This is a genomic window from Lederbergia citrisecunda (assembly GCF_018343695.1).
Taxonomy (GTDB): domain Bacteria; phylum Bacillota; class Bacilli; order Bacillales; family Bacillaceae_C; genus Lederbergia; species Lederbergia citrisecunda.
In genome coordinates, this window is sequence record NZ_JAGYPJ010000001.1 from 4,249,949 (window position 1) to 4,273,613 (window position 23,665).

18 protein-coding genes and 1 pseudogene are annotated in these 23,665 nt (G+C 38.0%); 15 read left to right on the forward strand and 4 right to left on the reverse strand.

Going from position 1 to position 23,665, the window contains the following annotated elements; all coding sequences use genetic code 11:
- Positions 1 to 29 precede the first annotated feature (29 nt).
- From KHA93_RS20845 to KHA93_RS20860, 4 genes are read left to right on the forward strand one after another with little or no spacing between them, the layout of a single operon-like run.
- Entirely contained in the window at positions 30 to 2,237 is a 2,208-nt protein-coding gene (locus tag KHA93_RS20845; protein WP_213112476.1) for an MMPL family transporter, read from the forward strand.
- Between the two features lie 37 nt (positions 2,238 to 2,274).
- On the forward strand, positions 2,275 to 3,012 hold the full coding sequence (locus KHA93_RS20850) for a cytochrome c oxidase assembly protein (protein ID WP_213112477.1): 738 nt from the start codon (positions 2,275 to 2,277) through the stop codon (positions 3,010 to 3,012).
- Positions 3,013 to 3,061: 49 nt separating this feature from the next.
- Positions 3,062 to 3,742: a response regulator transcription factor gene (locus tag KHA93_RS20855; protein WP_213112478.1), complete on the forward strand. Its 681-nt coding sequence runs from the start codon at positions 3,062 to 3,064 to the stop codon at positions 3,740 to 3,742.
- Positions 3,739 to 5,112, forward strand: a complete 1,374-nt coding sequence (locus tag KHA93_RS20860; RefSeq protein WP_213112479.1) for a sensor histidine kinase — start codon at positions 3,739 to 3,741, stop codon at positions 5,110 to 5,112. The genes KHA93_RS20855 and KHA93_RS20860 overlap by 4 nt, the downstream gene beginning before the upstream one ends.
- Before the next feature lie 49 nt (positions 5,113 to 5,161).
- Here the strand turns inward: KHA93_RS20860 and KHA93_RS20865 are convergent, their stop codons facing one another.
- A complete protein-coding gene (locus KHA93_RS20865) occupies positions 5,162 to 5,623 on the reverse strand; it encodes a hypothetical protein (protein ID WP_213112480.1) in 462 nt (153 codons plus the stop codon).
- Between the two features lie 356 nt (positions 5,624 to 5,979).
- Here KHA93_RS20865 and KHA93_RS20870 point away from each other — a divergent pair, with 356 nt between their 5' ends.
- From KHA93_RS20870 to KHA93_RS20900, 7 genes are all read left to right on the forward strand, one after another.
- Positions 5,980 to 7,368, forward strand: coding sequence for a TldD/PmbA family protein (locus tag KHA93_RS20870; RefSeq protein ID WP_213112481.1), 1,389 nt, complete (start codon positions 5,980 to 5,982; stop codon positions 7,366 to 7,368).
- Positions 7,369 to 7,371: 3 nt separating this feature from the next.
- Complete coding sequence (locus KHA93_RS20875) at positions 7,372 to 8,715, forward strand: TldD/PmbA family protein (RefSeq protein WP_213112482.1); 1,344 nt, start codon at positions 7,372 to 7,374, stop codon at positions 8,713 to 8,715.
- Between the two features lie 226 nt (positions 8,716 to 8,941).
- The gene (locus KHA93_RS20880) at positions 8,942 to 10,468 is read left to right on the forward strand and encodes a glycoside hydrolase family 31 protein (RefSeq protein WP_213112483.1); all 1,527 of its coding nucleotides are present in this window, start codon (positions 8,942 to 8,944) and stop codon (positions 10,466 to 10,468) included.
- A 397-nt stretch (positions 10,469 to 10,865) separates the two neighbouring features.
- On the forward strand, positions 10,866 to 11,630 hold the full coding sequence (locus KHA93_RS20885; RefSeq protein WP_233711614.1) for a helix-turn-helix domain-containing protein: 765 nt from the start codon (positions 10,866 to 10,868) through the stop codon (positions 11,628 to 11,630).
- 109 nt (positions 11,631 to 11,739) lie between these two features.
- Positions 11,740 to 12,549: a VOC family protein gene (locus tag KHA93_RS20890; RefSeq protein ID WP_213112485.1), complete on the forward strand. Its 810-nt coding sequence runs from the start codon at positions 11,740 to 11,742 to the stop codon at positions 12,547 to 12,549.
- Positions 12,550 to 12,720: 171 nt separating this feature from the next.
- A complete protein-coding gene (locus tag KHA93_RS20895) occupies positions 12,721 to 14,076 on the forward strand; it encodes an MATE family efflux transporter (protein ID WP_213112486.1) in 1,356 nt (451 codons plus the stop codon).
- A gap of 640 nt (positions 14,077 to 14,716) precedes the next feature.
- The gene (locus KHA93_RS20900) at positions 14,717 to 15,412 is read left to right on the forward strand and encodes a thermonuclease family protein (RefSeq protein ID WP_213112487.1); all 696 of its coding nucleotides are present in this window, start codon (positions 14,717 to 14,719) and stop codon (positions 15,410 to 15,412) included.
- Between the two features lie 423 nt (positions 15,413 to 15,835).
- Here the strand turns inward: KHA93_RS20900 and KHA93_RS20905 are convergent, their stop codons facing one another.
- The gene (locus tag KHA93_RS20905) at positions 15,836 to 16,381 is read right to left on the reverse strand and encodes a TetR/AcrR family transcriptional regulator (protein WP_213112488.1); all 546 of its coding nucleotides are present in this window, start codon (positions 16,379 to 16,381) and stop codon (positions 15,836 to 15,838) included.
- 144 nt (positions 16,382 to 16,525) lie between these two features.
- Complete coding sequence (locus KHA93_RS20910; RefSeq protein ID WP_213112489.1) at positions 16,526 to 17,443, reverse strand: AraC family transcriptional regulator; 918 nt, start codon at positions 17,441 to 17,443, stop codon at positions 16,526 to 16,528.
- 294 nt (positions 17,444 to 17,737) lie between these two features.
- Between KHA93_RS20910 and KHA93_RS20915 the strand changes: the two are divergent.
- From KHA93_RS20915 to KHA93_RS20930, 4 genes and pseudogenes are all read left to right on the forward strand, one after another.
- Positions 17,738 to 18,657, forward strand: a pseudogene (locus tag KHA93_RS20915) (aldo/keto reductase).
- A gap of 24 nt (positions 18,658 to 18,681) precedes the next feature.
- Positions 18,682 to 19,872 carry an MFS transporter gene (locus KHA93_RS20920; protein WP_349772326.1) on the forward strand — a complete coding sequence of 397 codons (1,191 nt, stop codon included), beginning with the start codon at positions 18,682 to 18,684 and terminating at the stop codon, positions 19,870 to 19,872.
- A gap of 58 nt (positions 19,873 to 19,930) precedes the next feature.
- Positions 19,931 to 20,911, forward strand: coding sequence for an aldo/keto reductase (locus tag KHA93_RS20925; protein ID WP_213112491.1), 981 nt, complete (start codon positions 19,931 to 19,933; stop codon positions 20,909 to 20,911).
- Positions 20,912 to 21,041: 130 nt separating this feature from the next.
- The gene (locus tag KHA93_RS20930) at positions 21,042 to 22,262 is read left to right on the forward strand and encodes a sugar efflux transporter (protein WP_213112492.1); all 1,221 of its coding nucleotides are present in this window, start codon (positions 21,042 to 21,044) and stop codon (positions 22,260 to 22,262) included.
- A gap of 86 nt (positions 22,263 to 22,348) precedes the next feature.
- Here KHA93_RS20930 and KHA93_RS20935 read toward each other — a convergent pair whose 3' ends face one another.
- Positions 22,349 to 23,545: a helix-turn-helix domain-containing protein gene (locus KHA93_RS20935; protein ID WP_213112493.1), complete on the reverse strand. Its 1,197-nt coding sequence runs from the start codon at positions 23,543 to 23,545 to the stop codon at positions 22,349 to 22,351.
- Positions 23,546 to 23,665: the final 120 nt, after the last annotated feature.

Sequence of the window (23,665 nt, forward strand, 5' to 3'; positions counted from 1 at the left end):
GTGACCTTAAATTGTAGGAGATGAATGATATGCTTCGACCATTTAGAAAGCTAGTAAAATTCGCAAGCAGCCCAAGGGGAGCAAAAATCACCCTAGTTTCATGGCTTCTTGTGGTTTTGTTATTCAGTTTATTTGCGCCAGGTGCAAAAGAATTTGCTGTGAATAGCAAGGAAGCGAGTGTAGGAGGAGACAGACCTTCCGAAATTGCCGATCATGTATTGAAAGAGCAATTTTCCAATAATGACGGTATGCCGGCTCTTCTTGTTTTTCATCGGGATGGAAAAATCACAAATGAAGATCGTGTGAAAATAGCTAAACTAAGCGAGTGGCTAGCCTCCGATGAAAAACCTAAACACATTATAAGCGCATTACCTTTTCATCAATTTCCGGAAAATGTTCAAGATGAGATGTTTTCCGATGACGGATCGACTCTCCTTTTTAACCTTTCATTGGAGTCTGATTTAGATTCAGACATTACCCTTAAAACCTTAGATCAGGTAAGGGAAAAAGTCGATGCGATTGGTCTAGAGGGAATACAGTTTGAAATCACTGGCCCTGCAGGAATATCAGCCGATACAATATCTTTATTTAAAAATGCAGACATCGTATTGATGCTTGCAACTATAGGATTAATTTTTATTATCTTAATCCTCATTTATCGCTCTCCCTTGCTTGCGATTACACCACTTTTAATTGCTGGAATTGTATATGGAGTGGTAGACCGTGTTTTAGGGTTAGCTGGAAAATACGATTGGTTCACAGTAGATCGTTCTTCGATATCAATTATGCTCGTGTTGTTATTTGCTGTTTTAACTGATTACAGCTTGTTCGTTTTTTCGAGATATCGTGAGGAATTAAAAAAGCAGGAATCTAAATACACTGCAATGGGGGAAGCCATCTATCACGTTTCCGAGCCTATCGTATTTAGTGGCGGAACTGTATTTCTTGCCATGCTAACGCTATTTGTTACAATATTCCAACCATATAATCATTTCGCGCCTGTTTTTTCTGTTGCGGTATTGGTGATTCTGTTTGCAGGATTAACTTTAATACCGAGCATTTTCGCCTTAATGGGTCGAAAAGCGTTTTGGCCATTTGTTCCAAAGGTTGAAAGTGCAAATAAGGCAAAGGGAGGAATTTGGAATAAAATCAGCCATCTTGTCATGAAGCGACCAGCAGTCCTAGCTGGAATTTTGCTCATCGTTTTACTAGTTGGTGCCTTTAACTTTTCATCAATGAAGTACTCTTTTAACCTATTAAAATCATTTCCAGAAGATATGCCTTCAAGGCAAGGATATGAGCTTCTAGAGAAAAACTATCCTGCTGGGCAATTAGCTCCTGTGGATATCGTGCTACAATCAAGCAAAGAATTTGCATTAAATGATGAGTTTTTCACAAACGTAAACAGTCTTGTTGAAAAACTAGAAGATCAAAAAGGAGTTAGTTCTGTTACTCCTGTTATAAAGGATCAGACTAATCTGCCTAGAAACTTTTTATCTAAATCGGAAAAAGCGGTTCGTATCCAGTTGGTTTTGAACGATAATCCATATGATGCAGCAGCACTCGACACTGTTCAAAAGCTGCGAGATTCAGCAGATACATTTTTAAAAGACAGTGGTTTTTCGACAAAAGATGTAAAGATGCATATCGCAGGACAAACAGCACAACAAGCTGATGTAAGGCAAATGAACAATCGAGACATGATTGTATTGTTCTCGCTTGTAACGATATTACTCACTTTTGTCCTAGGCTTTCAAACACAATCCGTGCTAATGCCAATCTTAATGATGTCGACAATACTGTTATCTTATTTTTCGTCACTCGGTTTTAGTTGGTGGATTTTCCATCATTTGATGGGCTTTGAGGCGATTAGCTATCGACTCCCAGTGTATACATTTGTATTTATGGTTGCACTCGGAATCGATTATAATATCATGCTCGTCTCTCGAATTCGTGAAGAGGCACAAAGCCTTCCTTGGAAAGAGGCTGTTGGAAAAGGTGTTGCGTTAACAGGTGGGGTTATTTCCTCGGCAGGACTGATTTTAGCTGCAACATTTGCGGTCTTAATGACTCAACCATTACAAGAGCTATTTTTATTTGGATTTACGATGGCGATGGGGATTTTGCTTGATACATTTATAATTCGTGGAATTTTCTTGCCGTCCATCTTGATTTTGACACATAAGGACAAGAAGCGAATGAAATTTAAAGAAATAAACATTAATGCTGAATCATAAAATGAATAAATTCGTGCTCATCTAAAGGAGGGGGAGCATGTTCAATAGTATATTGCTTGAAGGACAACTAGAGTGGAATTTCTCATTATTATTCATTCTCGCAATCATTGCTATTTTATATGCTCTCTCACTTAAGCATTTTACGAATATAAAAATCTACGATGTAAGACCGGTACTTTTTTTCATTAGTATCAGCTTGTTTTTCCTTGTAATCGGGAGTCCATTGTCTGTTATCAGCCATCTCTCTTTTAGTTTTCATATGATGCAAATGAGCATTCTTTATTTTATAGTGCCTCCATTATTGTTACTTGGAATCCCAGAAAAATTCATAAAATACAATTTTCAATCTCTCGCTAGTTTTGCTCTCGTCTCATTCGCAGTCTTGTTTTTTCTCTATCATATGCCGTTTGTATTACAAACCCTCTACCAATTCTCCTTTTTACACAGAGGGTATACGTCATTGCTATTTGTTCTGGCTGTCTTCATGTGGTGGCCGATTGTAATGAGGAGAAATAAACGTTTTGCTTTATTAAGTGGTCTACTTTTAACTCCAGCTTGCTTATTGTTTATTATAAATGGCATCATGGGAGGAATATCGAACCCTTTTTTACAAGGGCTTTCATTGAATCTTTGTTTACCAGAACATATGAATGTGGCGGATTTACTCCCTATTTCAATCAATCCGAGATTTGATCAGATTGCAGGTGGAATTGTCATGATGGGGTTGCATAAATTTGGACTCATGCTTATATCCAACATTAGTCATCACCTTTGAATTCTTTACTAATAATCATGTACATTAAAAAGAAAAAGGATGTCCTGTCATGCATACACATATTTTAATCGTAGATGATGATCCGCATATTCGAGAATTGTTGCGGCTATATTTACTGAAGGAGCGTTTCGCGGTTGTAGAAGCTGCAGATGGAAATGAAGGCTCCAAGCTACTTGAAACGGAACAAATTCACTTGGCCATTGTTGATGTGATGATGCCTGGTAAAAATGGCTGGGAATTATGTGAGGAAATCCGTGAATATTACGATATTCCTGTGATTTTACTTACAGCTAGGGGCGAAATGGAAGATAAGGCCAAAGGCTTTTTATCTGGTACAGATGACTACGTTGTAAAACCATTTGAACCAGAAGAACTCCTTTTCCGGATTCGCGCCTTGCTTCGTAGATATCAAATAGTATCTGATAATATTATTACGATGAATAATACGGTGATTGACCGTAATAATTACGAAGTGAAAGTTAAAGGCCAGAGCTTTGTATTGCCTCTTAAGGAATTTCAATTACTCGCCCAGCTTGCAAGCCAACCAGACCGGATGTATACGAGGGACCAACTTATACAGCTAATATGGGGAACTGATTTTGAAGGTGATAGTAGGACAGTCGATGTTCACATTAAAAGACTTCGTGAGCGTTTTCGTGATGTAACGGATGATTTTCAGATTATCACTGTCCGCGGTCTAGGCTATAAATTAGAGGTTAAAGGCGTATGAAAACTCTTTATGTAAGAATCATTTTAACCTTTATGTTGGTCGCGCTAGTTAGCGGTATCATTGCATTTTTATTTTCGAATCTTTATTATCACGCGAAGCTTAAAGAATATAATGAGGAAAAAATAAAAGAAATTGCAAATGAAATTGTATATCTATATGAAAACTCTAACGGAATGGACATTCATGAATTTTTAACGAGTGTAGCGAATATGAATTTTCAACTATATTTGGTTGATCAAAATATGGTTGGGCAGCAATTCGGGGATCCATTTCGTCAATATGAGTTGGATGAGTCGATCATTCAATCTGTTTTAGACGGACATACGTACCACGGGATTAGTAAATTTAAGAGTAATCTTTTTGTCACAGGCTTTTTCAAAGATGACTTAAAAAACAGTATTGGTGTTCCAGTTAAAGTAGATGGAGTGAACGAGGCGTTATTTGTCCGTCCTAATGTAGAAAAACAGTTTGGAGAAATGCGGATTATTTTTAGCTTAATATTGGGATTAACGTTTTTCATTAGTATGGTTTTAATTGTTGTTTTCGCCACTTTTCTTGTTCGACCTATTAAAAGATTAACGAAAGCGACGAGGAAAATTGCAAGTGGAAACTATGAATTTACTCTCGATAGTCATCGTTCAGATGAAATCGGTGCATTGGCAAAGGATTTCGAGCGGATGGCAAAATCACTAAAAAAATTGGATGAGATGCGGCAAGAATTCGTTTCGAATGTATCGCATGAAATCCAATCACCACTCACGTCTATAAAAGGATTTACAAAAGCAATTCGTTCAAAGATGGTGAGTGAAGAAGAAGCCGATCATTACTTAGCGATCATCGAAAAAGAGACAAGCAGGCTATCCTCTCTTAGTAAACAACTGTTAATGCTGTCCTCTCTCGATAAAGAGGTGAAGGCTGTCAATAAATCTTCATTTCGTCTTGATGAGCAAATTAGGGAAGTCGTATTGCTCACAGAATGGGAATGGAGTAAGAAAAGCATAAAGATTGAATTAGATCTTCCTGAACTTGTAATTAAGGCAGATAAACAATTACTTTTTCAAGTATGGATGAACTTGCTTACAAATAGTATTAAATTCACAGAAGAGGATGGTTCGATTTATATCAATGCAACAGTGGATGAAGATATTATTGTAACCGTTCGTGATACGGGAATCGGAATATCGGAAGAAGAGTTGTCACAAATATTTGACCGATTTTATATGGGAGACAAATCTAGAAATCGAACAAAATCAGGTAGTGGTCTAGGGTTATCCGTCGTGAAAAAGATAGTCGATCTTCATGAAGGATCCATTAGTGTGACAAGTGAGATTGGAAGCGGCACGGAATTTTCGGTAAGATTGCCAAGATAGCAATAAAAAACGAAAGACTTCATGATCGAGGTCTTTCGTTTTATTATATTTAAAACCTAAAGCTCACAACAAAGATGACAGCTAAAACTAATAAAACTGAAATCAGCATCATCGTAATGTACGTATTGATACTACCTGGATGAATGATGACACTTCCTTCTTTTTCAAGTGTGTTGAATTTTTTGACGACCCTGCGCCCAAAGATACTGACGGCAATAATCGTAAAGAGGACTGTCACTCCGCCAATTCGTTCCATAAATTCTAAATAAAATGGTTTTGGTGTATCTCCAAAATTCATTGAGATAATCATAAATATCCCACTAAGTAATACGAAAAAGGCGCTCGGATGAACGAGAGTATTTACCACTCTTGTCATTTTTTTAACGATTGTTGATAATTCCTTTGATCCAAGATGTTTTTTCATCATGATCAATATTATGGTCACGGCCAAAAGGGATCCAACCCAAATCGAAATCCCTGCGAAGTGTAAGAATAACCAATATTTAAACATTCATATCTCCTCCTCAATAAGAGTATAGGAATCTTATATGAACTACAGATGAACGGTTGTTTACAAAATTAGTTCGATTCGATAATGATGGAGGGAAGATTTTTAATATGTACGGATAATTGAATATCGCTTCAGAACATGGCCACCAGGCATATTGGAGATTCCAATCGGACACGCCACCGTCATTTCAATGTTCATCGGGTACATTTGGAATTAGAATTAAGGAGCGTTGCGCGAGAAGTATTGATCAGCCTTCAAAATAAATGAGAAAGTTTTATCTCATAAGGTAAAAAATTCAAATTATTATAGTAAACTATTAATAAGTATTGAAAACTTGCAAGGAGGGAAAGAGCTACATGTTAAGTAAATCAGTAGTAGAAGATGTTATATCCGCTGCATTATCAACTGGTGGTGATTTTGCTGAAGTGTTTGTAGAAGACCGATTTTCAAATTCGCTAGTTCTACAAGACGGAAAAATTGAAAAGAGCAATTCCGGTCGGGATGCTGGGGTTGGAATTCGTGTCTTTAGCGGTCTGCAAAGTGTTTACGCGTATACGACTGACTTCTCGAAAGAAGGACTTATTAAAGCCGCTAAAAATGCAGCTCATGCGATAAAGAGTGAAGTTAGGCATATTCCAGCTGTGCTTCAACAGGAAGCAATAGAGCCATTACATAAAATCATTCAAATGCCACAATCGGTTGAAAATGCTCGCAAAGTAGCGGTCATGAAAAAAACATACGATATAGCAAAAAACTATCATTCCAGTATTGCGCAAGCGACCGTTAGCCTACTTGATCATGAACAAAATGTTTTAATCGCCAATTCCGAAGGGAAATTTGTAGAAGATAAACGGGTAAGAAGCCGTCTTGCCATTCAAGCAATCGCTTCTGATGGAACGCAGATGCAGCCAGGATTCTATGGCCCAGGGGCTTACAAAGGGTTTGAATTTTTCGAAGGACTGGATCTTGAGCATTATGCCGGAGAAGCCGCACGAATTGCTGTTACGATGCTTCATGCTGAAGAGTGTCCTAGTGGGAAATTCCCTGTCATTATCGATAACGAATTCGGTGGCGTTATTTTTCACGAAGCATGCGGACACGGATTGGAAGCGACGTCTGTTGCGAAAAATAATTCAGTTTTTGCAAATCGGATTGGAGAGAAAGTGGCACCTGATATTGTCACCTATATCGATGATGGAACACTTGCTAATGAGTGGGGTTCTCTTAATATTGATGACGAAGGGGAAAGAGCTCGTAAAAATGTTCTCATTGAAAATGGTATTTTAAAGGGGTACTTGATCGATAAATTCAATGGACGTCGCATGGGTATGGAAGCTACAGGTTCCAGCAGACGTGAGTCTTATCGATTTAATCCAACGTCTAGAATGACCAACACATTTATTGCACCTGGAAAGTCTACTCCTGAAGAAATTATTTCTTCTACGGAGCACGGTCTTTACGCGAAATATATGGGCGGTGGTTCGGTAAATACCGCAACGGGAGACTATAACTTTGCGATCATGGAAGCGTATCTAGTGGAAAATGGAAAGATTGGTGCACCTGTAAAAGGAGCCACATTAATTGGAAATGGACCGAAAACCCTACAGCTAGTTGATATGGTCGGCAATAATTTGGCTCATGGAGCTGGTATGTGTGGATCTGTAAGTGGAAGTCTTCCAGTTAATGTTGGCCAGCCAATGATTCGTGTCAGTGAAATAACCGTTGGCGGTACGAAGGGAGAGTAAATCATGAAGATTGAAAAGTTCCAGGAAAGACTGTTGGAAAATGGGCTTGCACTCGGTTTTGAAGACATGGAAATATTCTATGAAAAATCAAGACGGTTTGCTTGTGATGTATATAAAGGTGAACTAGATCACTATGAAATGGCTGAAGATGGCGGGTTATCGTTTAGAGGAAAATTCGATGGAAAAATGGGATACGCCTATACGGAAAAAATTGACCAAGATTCGATTTCATTTTTACTTGAAAGAGCAAAAGCTAATGCTGAAGTGATTGAAGAGGAAGAACAGGACGATATTTTTGAAGGCAGTGAAGAATATGAAGAAAAAGATTTTTATTCAGAAAGCCTAGATGAAGTGTCGATTCCTGATAAAATTGAATTTTTAAAGCAAGTTGAGCATAAAGTATCCAGCTATGATCCACGAATCGCTTCCCTTAATTATTGTAAACTGATCGAGCAATCAAAGGAGAGGCTGCTTGCCAACAGTAAAGGCTTAGTACTTCATGACCGCATGAATTATCTTGGTGTCGTATTGTCTGTAGTTGTAAAACAGGAGGATGAAACGAAAAGTGGATTTACAGTTAAGATAACAAGAGATTTTTCTAAGCTGAATGTAGATGAAATTGCAAAAGAAGCTGCAGAAGAAGCACTTTCATATTTAGGGGAACAATCCATTCCAAGTAAAAGGTACCCAATCATCTTACGTAAAGATGCAGCGGCAGATCTTCTTGATACATTCACCTCTGTATTTTCTGCAGAAGTTGCTCAAAAAGGTCGTTCACTCTTAAAAGACAAAGTTGGGGAAACAATTGCGGCTGAAAAGGTGTCAATCGTTGATGATCCTTTTTATGAAGAAGGCTTTTCAAGTCGTAACTTTGATGGAGAAGGTGTTGCATCAAAATTATGTACAGTTATTAAAAATGGTACATTAAATACACTACTACACAACCGGAAAACGGCGAAAAAGGCTGGGGTGGAAACGACGGGGCATGCCTACAAGGCTTCATATAAAGGAACACTTGTTATTTCCCCATCGAATTTTTATATTCAGCCAGGTGAAAAAGCTTATGATGAATTAATCGGATCCCAAAGCGAAGCGATAATCGTGACAAAACTATCTGGCTTACATTCTGGAACCGATACTGTTTCTGGTGATTTCTCTGTTGCCGCTAATGGTTTTTATGTGAAGGACGGAAAAGTTGAAACACCTGTTAAACAAATGACGATTGCCGGAAACTTTTTCGAGCTGCTCAAGAAAATCCAAGAAATTGGTTCAGATTTATATGTATCGTCGAGCGGGATTGGTTCACCTTCCTTGTTGTTGAAGGACTTGTCTGTGACGGTGGAATAAAAACAAGATACTTAGATTTTTTACAAATAAGGATACGAAATCGTATAGTTTTCGTATCCTTATTTGCGGTTAATTTAGTATCAAATAGATTTTTTAAAAATAATAGTCTTATTATGAACCTAATCTTGATTTAAAGCTTTATGAGAAATTGTTTATCCATATGTCTAATGGCATTTGTTCATGGGACAATATTTCCTGAAAGTATGTAAAGACTAGGAGTGAAGTTATGAATAAGCAGATTAGTATAGAATTGCTAGAAAATGAATATTGGTGGGGAGGGACAGTCTCTGATGGAGTTTCAATGCCATTTGGGGAAAAAAAGTTTAAAAGAAAGCTGAATCCAGTCAATACTCCAAACCAAGCAAACCCAATTCTTCTATCAAATAAGGGAAGATATATTTGGTCTGAACAACCATTTGATTTTGAATTTACGGAAGGACTTTTGAAAATTTATAACTGTTCAGGTGAGATAATGAAAGCTGAGGGTTATCAGGATTTAAGAGAAGCCTACGCTGCTGCGCAAATATATTTCCCACCTGACGGCAATATACCTGAACCATTAATGTTTACTGCACCTCAATATAATACATGGATTGAGTTGATGTACGATCAAGAGGAGGAAAAAATTCTTGAATATGCCGAAGCGATTATTAATAACGGCATGTCTCCTGGAATTTTAATGATAGACGATAATTGGCAAGAGGATTATGGTGTATGGCAATTCCATCCGCAACGTTTTAAAAATCCGAAAAAAATGGTGGATAGACTACATGAGCTTGGCTTCAAGGTAATGTTGTGGACTTGTCCTTTTGTTAGTCCTGATAGTTCTACCTACCGCTACTTAGCTAAAGAAGGCCTCTTAATCAAAAACAAGGAAGGAAGCCCTGCGATTCGAGAATGGTGGAACGGTTACAGTGCTATTCTTGATCTCACCAATCCTGATACAATCGCTTGGTATAAAGAGCAGCTCGATACTTTGATGAATGAATATCAAATTGACGGTTTTAAATTTGATGCTGGTGATTCAGTGTATTATCGGAATGATGATCTATGTGCAGAATCTATACATGCCAATGAACATGCAGAGTATTTTGCAAGATTTGGTCTCCAATATTCTCTAAATGAATTTCGGGCTTGTTGGAAAATGGCGGGTAAAGCAATCGGACAAAGATTATGTGATAAAGCACATAGTTGGGGCGAAGGCGGTTTGGGATCATTGATTCCAAACGGACTAGCCCAAGGCTTAATGGGCTATTCATTTACCTGCCCAGATATGATTGGTGGAGGGGAATATCAAAACTTTCTAGCCAACTCTGAAAACTTGGATCAAGAGTTATTTGTTCGATATGCCCAATGTTCTGCATTGTTCCCGATGATGCAATTTTCAGCAGCACCTTGGCGTGTATTAGATCAAGAACATTTCCAATACTGTTTAGAAGCCGCCAATCTTCATCATCAATTTGGCGAAGAAATTCTAGCCTTGGCAAATCATGCAGCGGAGACTGGTGAGCCAATGATTCGCTATATGGAATATAGTTTTCCAAATCAAGGATTAACGAATATAAAAGATCAATTTATGCTCGGAAACGATATATTAGTTGCTCCTGTTGTTAAGAAGGGAATGACAAAGCGACTTATTCATTTTCCAGTAGGTTCATGGAAAGGTGATGATGGTAGTGTTGTGGAAGGACCATGTGAAAGGGAGGTTGACGCCCCACTTTCTAGATTGCCTTGGTATCGAAAGATGTCATAAGAAGTATTGCATTATAATACAATCCGAAATTTATGATAGAAAGAAATTTAGCAAGAACCACGCTCAAGTGACTGGGTCTCCATAAGGGGGGCAATTTCCGTTAGGCGGGATCAATTCCTGTTCAGGAGGGTTCTATTCCCGTTCAGGTGGAATCAATTACCGTTCAATTGGGTCCAATTCCCGTTCAGCGGGTTCTATTGCGTAGATGTTTCTAAAACATTGAAAAGGCAATTCCTAAGTCAATAAGACTATGGAATGCCCTTTTTATTTATTTTTTAAATGATAATAGCCATCTTTTATTTTTATTGATCTTCTTTTATAGTAGCATTTATAATAACTAAATATTTCGAACGTTTATTGAAGTGGATGCAATAGAAGGAAGGTGGCGTTCCGATTGATGACAATTAAAGAGTTTTCTCAAAAATCTGGTCTTCCTCCAAGTACGCTTCGTTATTATGAAGCCAATGGGTTATTAGTACCTAATGCACGTTTAGATAATGGTTATCGAGTTTACACAGAGTCACAAATAGAGGAAGCAAGGCTCATAAATAGTTTGCGTCAGGCGGGGGTTAGTATTTCACACATTGTTGAGTTTTTATCTGCAACAGCTAGTAAACGTGAAAAGCTTCTTCATGAATGGCGTAGGGAGGTTGCTACCAAGTTGCTTTCCATACAAGTGGCTAATCAATTTTTAAACGGATTTGAGATGGAAAAGAATAGAGTCCATCTTATTAATTGGGAAACCTCAGTCTATATAGCGTGGTTTTCGGTAAAGGTTCCGAGAGGGATTATGCCGTTTAGACATGCGATTAAAGAAAAGCTACAAAAATTACAAGATATGAAAATTAATATCTTATCTGGAAGTTATGTAAGAGTAGATGATGTCATTGGTGGAGAGCTGATTGGAGACGTTGGGTTCATTGTGATGGAGAAGAATGCACAGAAGCTGTACCCTCTTGATGAAAATATAAAAGTGGAGCATTATCCCGCTACATTATTTGTATCTATGGAAATTGCCGCTGAAGGTAGATTAAGTTGTAAACCAATCTATCATCAAATAAAAAAATTTGGATTTGAACCAAATGGCAAGCAATTACTTCGATACATGCCAGACCACAACGATTCCTATTTACTCATGGTTCCGGTCGTACAAATAAAATAAAAGTCCTAAAATCAGTTGACCTTAAAGCTACTTGAACCTTTACACTATAGTTAAACAGCATGATACATAAGGAAATGTCTTGGCAAATAACAAAAGGGAGTGATGGGTAATGAATGGCTTCAAAAGGTTTGACGGCGGTGTCATTAAAATTAGCGGTGATCGGAAAAAAGCAACGGAATGGTATTGTCAGCATTTTGGGTTAAAAGTTGGTTGGGATTCTCCGGAAGAAGGGATGACGGTTCTTTGTTATCCAAGTGGCTTTGCCATGACATTGGAAAATATGAGTCCTAAAGAAAAACTAGAAAGTGAGAGCAATATCCGGTTTTGCTTTGAAACGGCCGATATAATAGAAGCACATACATATTTGGTCAATAATGGAATAGAAACGTCTAGTATTTATACAAATATCGCTGGGATCTCTACATTTGATTTTTACGACTTAGAAGGAACAAAGCTTTGCGCAGTGGAGGCAAGGCCACAGTTAGTAGCTTCTGTTCCTCATTCTAGATTTCTATTTTTCTATTTACATATAGGAGTGAGGGACGTTTCAAATTCAGTAGAATGGTATAAAAACCATTTAAAACTAAAAGTAGTAGAGGAAAATCCAACGAAAAAATATGCTATTTTAGAATGTGGGGAACAGGAGGAGTTTGCTGGGAACATTTTGTACCCTTGGCCGATCTATCTTGAAGAGATATCTGACGAGCATTTTAGTAAAAGAAAAGACTCTAAGACATTGCCTTATTTTGTACCGGAGACGGTGGAAGACTTTAGAGACGCATACAAATACTTCAAAGCAAATAATATTGAGACTTCAGAATTAGTTGGAGATCTTGATAATATTCATTTACAAGTAAGTGATTTTCATATATATGATCCTGACGGGAATAGGTTGAATTTCTGGATTTATGGTGAATGAATGTAAAAAAGCGAGTTGCCAGTTTTAAAAAGGCAGCTCGCTCGTTTTTTTATCCTAAGTTAAGTATATCACACAAATAATAAAATTTTCAGACTGTTTTTATAAAAATTTGACCATTAAAATAAGAGCACATGTTAAAAAATGGATGTGTAGACCACAGAGGAGGGTTTTATGGAAAGTAAAAAGGCTCAAACGTTAACTTTATTTGCCCTTGCTTGGCCGATTTTGATTGAAATCATGATGTTGAGATTAATGGGAATTGCCGATACGTTTATGCTAAGTCATTATTCGGACAATGCTGTTGCGGCCGTCGGCTTTTCCGATCAAATCCTTTCGATGACCATTATGCTTTGTAGCATGGTGACCATTGGTACAACGATTTTGGTCTCGCGATACGTGGGGGCAAAAGACGATCATAGTGTATCAGAAATTACTCGAGTTTCCATTTCGCTGAATTTCTTGTTTGGTTTAATAATCAGTCTGATTTTAATCTTATTTGCTTCGGATATTTTACGAATAATGGGGTTGCCTGCTGAACTAATGAAAGATGCGACCATCTATATGGTCATTATCGGTGGATTTACTTTTATTCAATCATTGATGCTAACGGTATCAGCGGTCATTAAAGGACACGGTCTAACAAAGCAAGTCATGTACGTTATGACGGGAGCCAACATCCTCAATATAATCGGAAACTATTTATTTATTTTTGGTCCATTCGGCATTCCAGTCCTTGGAGTAAAAGGTGTGGCGATTGCAACAGTTGCAAGTCGTTTCATCGGTACAATTGTCCTTTTCGTCATATTAAAAAAATGGATTGGCGAGTCCATTCCATTAACCAAACTTTTCCGTTTACAAAAACAACATGTTAAAAATCTTCTTAAAATTGGAGTTCCTTCATCAGTCGACTCAATCGCATGGAACTTACAAATGGTTGTCATCACTATTTTTATTGCCATGATTGGCACTACGGCATTAACTACTAATGTATATACGACCAATTTAAGAGCATTTATCACAATGTTTTCAGGCGCTCTCGGCCAAGGTACGTTAATTCTCATTTCCCGAAAAATTGGTGCGAGAAAAATGGAAGATGCATATGCGCAAAGTATGCACATTTATAAAATAGCTGCTTTAGTAGCGTTTTGTGTAGCAGGGATATTTTTTCTGTTTTCCAAGCCTCTTCTTAAAATCTTTACAAACAGCCCAGACATCTTAGTACTCGGATCTACTATCATTCTATTAACTTTATTACTTGAACCTGGTCGCGCTTTTAATCTTGTATTTAATAATTCGCTAAAAGCTGCTGGGGACGTAAATTTCCCTGTATTAATCGCTATTTTGGGAATGTGGTTCATAAGTGTTCCTATTGCTTATATACTCGGCATTCATTTAGGATTAGGGTTAATTGGCGTATGGATAGGTTTTGTTGTGGATGAATGGGTGAGGGGAATTATCTTAATGAGACGATGGCGATCGAGAGTATGGGAAGATAAAGCAGAAGAATTGGAAGCAGCAAAGTCATAATTCATCCAGTCGGCAGGCGGTGTTACTATAACACCGCCTAATACGTTGTAAAATACTGTAACTTCTGCATGTATAAACCACTCTTTGAATAGTAGTAAGCGGATTTTGATACTCCTCAGGTCTAGAGTAAACTCTCCATCTCTAATATGCCATTGACGATCCAATACTCGTCCATCTCTTTGGCAAGACGGGAGTCGGCTTTCGCTGCAATCTTAACATTCGTTTCTAAGGTTGTAATCATCCATATTTCGCTGGTTGGGACTCCCACGGCGGCTTTCCGTGCCACTCCATTTTTGTCCTCACTTTCATCCCACCCATAAAGGAGGTACTATCGTACCGTAGTGGGCTTTCTCATTAGGAAAATCTGTATATAGTGAACCTCTCTTTCGTAAGAGACTCCTTTGGCAATGGCTTATTCTCATGATAGTAGATGGTTCCTATATAAAGGCTTAAGAATAATAGAAGGCATGCTATTAATATCCCTTATTAATACTTTTTCAATATACGACTTCCCCTCTCTAGTATTCGTGTTATTCCCGAATAATCATTTTGAAAAATAAAGAAGGGGCTTATATTGTTTTATTTACTGTGGATTGTTACTATGATTAATTGGATAATAGTGATAAAGAGAGGTTTATTTATGTCTAGATTTTTATCTTCCATATTAATCTTTTTTTTAATTTTTACTATGGTAGGATGCTCCCCAAAAACTAACAATAGGGTTCAAGTTACGTTGGCAAAGCCAATCGATGGCGATACGATTGCCGTAATGTATAATGGCAGTGAGCAAAAGGTAAGATTTCTACTAGTGGATAGTCCTGAAACATCACATCCCCGTCTAGGTGAACAACCTTTTGGACAAGAAGCGAAAGAATTTACAAGTAGTTTAGTAGAAAACGCTAAAAAAATTGAGTTAGAATTTGATATCGGACCGAATCTGGATAAATATGGGCGATTGTTAGCCTATGTGTATGTGGATGGAAAAATGATTCAAGAGGAATTGCTAAAGAAAGGTCTTGCAAGAGTAGCATACATATACCCGCCGAATACACGCTATGTTGATCAATTTGATGCTATTCAAAAGAAGGCGCAAAAAGAAGAGGTGGGGATTTGGGAAATTGAGAACTATGCCCAAGAGGACGGTTTTCACCCTGAAATAATGGATTCCAGTTCAAAAACGAGTGATTCTAAAGAGTGTCTAATCAAAGGAAACATCGGTCGTGAAAAAATTTATCATACCCCCGACTCTCCGTGGTATGAAAAAACAAAGGCAGAAGTGATGTTTTGTACAGAAAAGGAAGCGGTGAAGGCGGGATTTCGTCCTCCTAAACGATAAGCTTGATTGCCTTGTGGTTTAGATAGAATTAAAGATACTAAACCACAAGGACTGTTATTTAAATAGTGTAAATATTTACTTGGGAATAGATTAGAAAGGTTATATCTGTTTGATAATTTGTTAAAATATACGTCTTCTAAATCAGAACACGAAGAAGAAAGCGATTGCGAAAAATGGGATGAATACTACTGTAAATGCAGAACGTAAAAAGACTCCACGTGACGAGAATCCGATATATTAAGAAAAGTTTATCTTTACCACGTCAAAACGCGGGTATCATAAAATAAATCCGCGTTTTGCTTGGTGTAGCCCTTAGTGTTTCTATTTTGGAGCAGTGTGTGCTTATTCCTTCTGTTTTTTTAAATAAATAGACTAAGACAACTAAGCAAGCTAACAATGATCAAAATAATAATCGATTCAGGATTATAGATTCCTTTCAAATAAAATCCCCACTTGTTCTGCCATAACATTAGGTGGATAAGGCATTTCATTCTTGACCCACCACTCCACTATCCCAACATATGATGTAACTAAAAATTGAAGAATAATCTCTTTATTTAATCCTCGATTATTTCCCATATGAACTTTGATTTCATTTTGAAATTCTTCCGTTAGAAACTCGAGGAACCGGTTATGAAAATAAGGCTCTCCTTTACTTGCTAACATCGTCGAGAAGAATAAATAATTACTCTCGATGTATTCAAACCAGATTTGATTTGCGTCTATATAATCCAATTCTGCAATGGATTCGCAAAATTCCTGCATTTCGTTCATATGCTCCTCAATAAGCTTTTCTAGCAGATCAAATTTATCTATGTAATGAGAATAGATCGTGCCTCGACTTACATTTGCTCTATCGGAAATATCTTGTATCGTAATCTCATCAAAGTTTTTTTCGGATATCAACTCAATAACTGAATTTTTAATCGCTTCTTGTGATTTTAGTCTTCTTCTATCAAGCTTAGACATTTAAAAAGTTTTCACATCCTCAATATAATAGTTTGTGTAACAATGAACAAAGTGATTTGTTACAAGCCGCAAAAGCTATTTTCTTCGCTCTTGTGGCTTTTAAACGAAACTACTTTTACTGAGTACCTCTTTATATGAAGTACTTCAGGCGTTTAATCTTTGGTCAAATTTCTCCTTAAGGCGCTTGATATCTTCTCTAGGTGGATAACCAAACATGCGGGAATATTCACGGCTGAATTGAGATGGACTTTCATAACCTACTCGGAATGCGACATCGGCAGCATCTGTTGACTCAGATAATAAAAGGCGTCGTGCTTCCTGCAGTCTCAGTTGTTTTTGGAACTGTAGAGGGCTCATGGCAGTTACCTCTTTAAAGTGCCTATGCAGCGAAGAAACACTCATGCTAGCTATTTCCGCCAGATACTCAATGCGTATTGGTTTATCATAGTTATTTTTGATTTGTTCTATAACGTCTCCAATTCGATGGGTATAACTTTCTTCTATTGCAATCTGTCCCAATCTAACCCCATACGGTCCTTGTAGAATCCTATAAAGAATTTCTTTCGTAAATAGAGGAGCTAGTATGGTGATATCTTTAGGATTGTCTAGCAAACGAACTAACCTGATGACCGCATCCAAAATGGAAGACTCTATTTTACTGACAAACATACCTCGCTTCGTTTTTTCCTTCGTACTAACATCAATTTCGGTATCACTTATTATTTCTAATATTTGACTCGGAGTAAATTCAAGTTTGATACATAAATACGGAGCGTCCGAAGCTGCCTTGATTACTTTGCCAGTAACGGGCAAGTCAACCGATGAAACGAGGTAATCGCCGGGACTATACGTAAAGCGTTCCTGCCCAAGAAATACTTCCTTTGCTCCTTGCAGGATAATGCATATGGAAGGTTTATAAACCCCGTGTTTTGGTTCAGTAACATTAGATTCACGTATGAAAAATAGTGATGGAATAGCTGTTGAATGAACACCATCTTGCCCAGAATAATGCTCGATTATAGCAGTAAGCTCGTTGTGCTCTTTATATATATATTTAGACATGTCAACCTCCTTGTTTGTTCAATCTTGGTGATTCCATTATAATGTATATTTTTTTGTTGAGTAAGTGCTGTGAGAGAATTAGGCAATCAATTGGGAGGAATGCGATATCTGTCACTTTTTCCTATCTGTCATAATAATGAGGCGGGCAACTCTGTAAAAGTAAGAATTGAAAATGCTTTCTTTCTATCTATAACGATAGGAAATTGCAATTATAGGAAAGTGAGGAACAATCAAATGTAATATGTGAAATTTGGAAATAACAGTTTGGATGTATCTCGGCTTTGCCTTGGATGTATGAGCTTTGGTGTACCAGAGAGAGGAATTGCACCATGGTCGCTTAATGAAGAGGAAAGCCGGCCAATCATTAAAAAAGCACTTGAGTCAGGAATCAATTTTTTTGATACAGCAAATATTTACTCAGACGGCACAAGTGAGGAAATTGTCGGACGTGCTCTAAAGGATTATGCAAATCGAGAGAAATCGTTCTAGCGACAAAAGTTTATTTTCGTATGCATGACGGACAAAATGGTGCCGGGCTTTTACGCAAAGCAATTATGAGCGAAATTGATAAAAGTCTTAAAAGACTCGGAACGGATTATGTAGATCTATACCAAATTCACCGCTGGGATTACACAACCCCTATTGAAGAAACGATGGAAGCGTTGCACGATGTGGTGAAGGCTAGAAAGGTAAGATACATTGGTGCTTCTTCGATGTATGCATGGCAGTTTCTAAAAGCATTGCACGTAGCAGAGAAAAACGGATGGACTCGATTTGTTTCAATGCAGAATCAAATCAATCTTTTATATCGTGAAGAAGAAAGGGAAATGCTACCTCTTTGTAAGGAAGAAAAAATTGCTGTGATTCCATGGAGTCCGCTTGCAAAAGGTAGATTAACTCGTGATTGGGAGGAAAGAACGCATCGATCCGAAAATGATGAAACCGCGAAAAGGTTTTACGATCCTACAGCCAAGGCAGATGGCAAAGTAGTAGAACTAGTCGCAGAAGTGGCAGAAAAACATGCTGTGCCAAGAGCTCAAATTGCGCTTGCGTGGGTATAACAGAAGGAGCCAATTACTTCTCCAATCGTTGGTACGACGAAAATTTCTCATCTTGATGATGCAGTTACGGCACTTTCTATTTCACTATCGCCAGATGAAATTGCGTATTTGGAAGAACCTTATGTACCCCATTCTATCGTTGGTTTTGAGTAATGATAGTTTAAAAGAAATCAAAACTTGAGATTTTCACCTGAGGAGGATGGCACCATGGAACGACTATGGACGAAGTCATTTATTCTAATGGCAGTCGCAATGCTTTTTCTATTCACGGGATTTTATATGTTGTACCCAACGTTGCCGCTATATATTAAACACATAGGTGGAAATGAATCGCACGTCGGTTTAGCTATGGGTATGTTTATGCTGTCAGCTGTTATTCTTCGCCCGATTATCGGTGGATTACTGGACCGTTTCGGTAGGCGTTCATTTATCGTTTGGGGGCTCCTTTTATTCGCTGTAGTGATGTATATGTATGAATGGACCTCAGTAATTGTCATTTTGATGGCGCTTAGAATATTGCACGGGATGAGCTGGGGTGTTACCACAACTTCCATGCTTACGGCGATTACGGATATGATTCCATCCACCCGGCGTGGAGAAGGGCTGGGATGGTCCGGGATGGCCATGACACTGGCTATGGCAATCGGCCCGTTTTTCGGTATTTGGATTTCGGAAAACCTATCCTATCACGCTCTATTTCTATTCGCTACAATTTTTTCGATTGTGGCGTTGTTGTTGACTTTTGGAGCAAAAATGCCTTTTCAGCCGCAGTCAGGTTCTAGAAAAATTGAAATTTTCGAAAAATCGGTCTTGCCTGTCACGGCATCGGTCTTTTTTCTATTTATTGCCTATGGCAGTATTACGACCTTTGTACCGCTATTCGCAGCCTCGATTCATGTTAATTCCGGTACATTCTTTCTTGTCTATGCAGCAACACTTTTTCTCGCTCGTCCCATTGCTGGCAAATTATCGGATCGATACGGTGAAACATTTATTATCGTACCTGCACTTGCCATTACAATTTTGGCTTTGGTTTCCTTAGGTTTTTCTACTGGATATTTCGGCGTGCTCGTTTCAGCTGTTCTATTTGGTATTGGTTTCGGTTCCGCTCAGCCTGCTCTTCAGGCAGCAACAATCAGGCTTGTTCGACCAGAACGTATTGGGGTAGCTAATGCTTCTTTTGGGACTGCTACCGATCTTGGAATTGGGCTAGGTGCAATTATGTTGGGTTGGGTTTCACAATACTCGAGTTATCAGGCGTTATTCACGGTTAGTGCCGTGGCCGTATCTGTATCTCTATTTCTATTTTCTTTTTTTGTTATACGTTTGTTGAAAAGGAATAGTTTGCAAGTTAGCAAATCGGGTTAAAAATGATTTTTTCTATAATTATTAAAAAATTCAAACATAGGAAAGTGGGGATTATCAAATGGAATATGTAAAACTCGGAAATACTGGTTTAGATGTATCTCGAATTTGTCTTGGCACAATGGGATTTGGTGATGTAAATAGTGGATTTCATCAGTGGGTGCTTGATGAGGAAAATAGTCGCCCTGTTATTAAAAAAGCACTTGAAATGGGTATCAACTTTTTTGATACTGCAAATGTATATTCGAATGGAACAAGTGAGGAATACCTTGGTCGTGCTTTAAAGGATTATGCCAATCGAGATGAAATTGTACTCGCGACAAAAGTTCATTTCCGTATGCATGACGGCCCAAATGGGGCGGGGCTTTCTCGAAAGGCGATCATGAGTGAAATTGATAAAAGTCTCAAGAGACTGGGAACGGATTATGTTGATCTCTACCAGATTCACCGTTGGGATTACGATACACCAATTGAAGAAACAATGGAAGCGTTGCATGATGTCGTAAAGGCTGGTAAGGCAAGATACATTGGAGCATCTGCCATGTATGCTTGGCAGTTTCTAAAAGCTTTGCATGTAGCCGAGAAAAATGGATGGACTCGGTTTGTATCAATGCAGAATCATTACAACCTCATGTACCGTGAAGAAGAGAGGGAAATGCTGCCGCTCTGTAAAGAAGAAAAAATTGGCGTAATCCCTTACAGTCCACTAGCATCAGGAAGATTGACAAGGGATTGGAAGGAATCAACACAACGTTCGGAAACGGACCGAGCTCAAAAAGCTAAATACGATGCGACGGCTGACGCCGATCGATTTGTTATTGAACGTGTGGCGGAAATAGCAGAAAAACGCGGAGTTCCTCGTGTTCATATCGCCCTTGCATGGTTGTTGCATAAAGAACCGGTAACAGCTCCTATTGTAGGTGCGACAAAAATATCACATCTTGAAAATGCGGTAGAGGCACTATCAGTTAAGCTTACTGCCGAAGAAATTGCGTTCCTAGAGGAGCCGTATGTACCGCATCCCATCATCGGGTTTAGTTAATAATAATCCAACGATATTTTGTATGTTGCATATTTAATGTAAGGAAACAGAGATACCGTTAATTTTCATTTCGGTATTTCTGTTTTTATATTAAATGAAAAAATAAGAGATCTTCTAAGGAGGACAAAAGTTGTTTATACGATTTAAAAATCTGTTTTCCATTAAAGGCTATAGCGTATTAGTTATTTGTATGCTGATGATTGGTATTGGTATTTCTATTACATCGCCATACATTCCTCTGTTTTTAACAAAAGATTTTGGAATGAGTGCGGGAGCTTTTGGAATCTTCATGGCGATCAGCTCATTAAGCGGAGTGGTCGTGAACTCGCTTATTGCTAAACATTCGGATAATGGAATGGATCGAAAATGGATTGTTATTTTTGCCGCAATTTCTGCTTCGTTAGGGTATGCTTCATATCTTGTATTCAATAACTTTTTTATTCTACTGATCGTTGTCACCCTTTTTAATGGATTAGCTGCACCAGTCATGCCGCAAATCTATGCATATGCACATGAATCGGCAAATGCAAGCAAGTCCGAAGACAAGACTTTTGCGATGTCTACATTACGTTCTCTTATTTCTCTTGGATTCCTGATAGGACCTTTATGTGGAACATTAATACTTGGACTCGCTGGATACAAGGGAATCTTTCTTGGAACATCCATCCTTTATATTACAGTTGCGTCTCTTGTATTCCTATTTTTACATAGACGGAAAGCGGCTAAAAGCAATGCGAAAAAGAAGAAAAGCAAAGGTACCCCTTGGATCAAAAACAGGCAGATTAGGCTACCTCTTATCGCCTTTTTATTCCTGTTTGCTATCAATACAATTCATTTGATCATTACGCCTTTGTTTATTGTGAATGAACTGCATGGGACGTATAAGGATGTCGGATTGGTTGTTAGTATTTGTGCTGGTTTGGAAATTCCGATTATGCTTGGACTTGGTGCACTAGGAAAAAAGATATCAAATCATACACTGATGATTTATGGCTGCGTTATCTTGGTAATCTATTACACCATTTTAAGTGTAGCGACACATGCTTGGCAGTTGATCCCGGCACAGCTTCTTCAGGCAACGTTTGTAGCAATCGTTATGGGCAACGGACTAAGTTATTTTACAGAGCGACTACCTAATTCACCAGGACTTGCTACAACCATCTATTCCAACGGATCTACGATTGGAAGGTTAGTAGGAAGTCTTGGCGGAGGATTCATTGCACAGATTTTAGGATTTCGTCATGTTTATTGGGTGTGTCTGTTACTTGCGGTTCTTGCGTTCTTTATATTATGGAGATCAAGACCTCATGAGGAAATGGAGGTACAGGTAACGCGTACTAGGTCGGTTTAGTCTCCAATCATTACTGATAAAATCGAATTGCAAATATGGAAGAAAAAATACAAAAGCCATGATTATCGCAATCATGGCTTTCTCCATCAATCAATCTCGGCAATTGAATGCTTTTCACGATACTGCTTCGGTGTCATCCCACTATATTTCTTAAACACTTTTGAAAAATGGCTTTGGTCATAAAAATTTAGCAAGGAATAGATTTCCGTAATGGAATAATCCGTTAAAGCGAGTAACTTCTCGGCTTCTTCCACTTTGGAACGGAGAATATATTCGTTTAGGCTGGTTCCAACTTCCTTTTTAAACAACTGAGACAAATAACTGGCATTCATTTTGACGAGGCTTGAGAGCTTTCCGAGTGTAATGTCTTCATATAAGTGTTTTTGAATATATCTTTGACATACAAGTATCGGTTTGGAATAGATGTGATTTTTATACTTCGAAACCCGTTTTGTGAAATCTAGAATGGCATCATTTCTCAATTGTAAAATCGCATTTATATCATTTAACTCTTCAAGCCTCTGAATATACATATCACTTACAGTATACGCCTCTTCAGACGGAACTCCTCCATCAAGGACGGCCCTTGTGGCGAGAGTGATGGCAGCAATAAATAAATTTTTCTCACTTCTAATCACGCTTTTTTTCGATAGAGTCCCAAACCTACCATTGTGTGGTGGAATCGTTGTCGCTTGTAGTAATCCTTCAATATTTCCTTCTTTAATGAACTGTAAAAGTCTTTTCTCGTAAAAATATGAGTAATGAAAGGACATTTCCTGCTTTGTCTTTGAAATTAATACATCGAGGTTCTCGATAGAGTGGCTTGGCATCACGTCATCAGTTTCAAGTTTTTGTTCATATATAAAATAATAGAGAAGAGATCCGACATATTTTAATCTCTCTTTTATCATAACTGGAACAGAATGCAGGTAATCAAACAGTTCTTGCTTTTTATGAAACTGGATTTGGAAGTCGTTCATAATCCCATTGATCATTTCAAAGGATATTGACTTCTCTAATGTAGGTCCCAAAAGAATCGCACCTGTATCCATTTTTAGATGAAAATAATTTTCCGCTAGAGGGGAAGAGGTTATAATGCAAGATTCCTCTTTAGTAGAAAAGATCTCTAACCTTCTGATCGGATCTTCATACAGAGGGTGTTTTTTTATATTCGAAGCGAATTGTAACACTACTTCAACTTCCTCATTGATAAAATAAATAGGAACTCCAACCGATTCAAACAGAAGTTTGCAAAAGTATTCGATTTCTTCGAGTTTCTTCATGTAAAAACTCCCTTTGTAACCTGCATACTGGTGAAACACGGTCCGTATAGTTAGTAACGAATATTTATAAACTTTGTAAAGCCTTCGCGATTCCTAAATAATTATGAAAAATGAATGGAA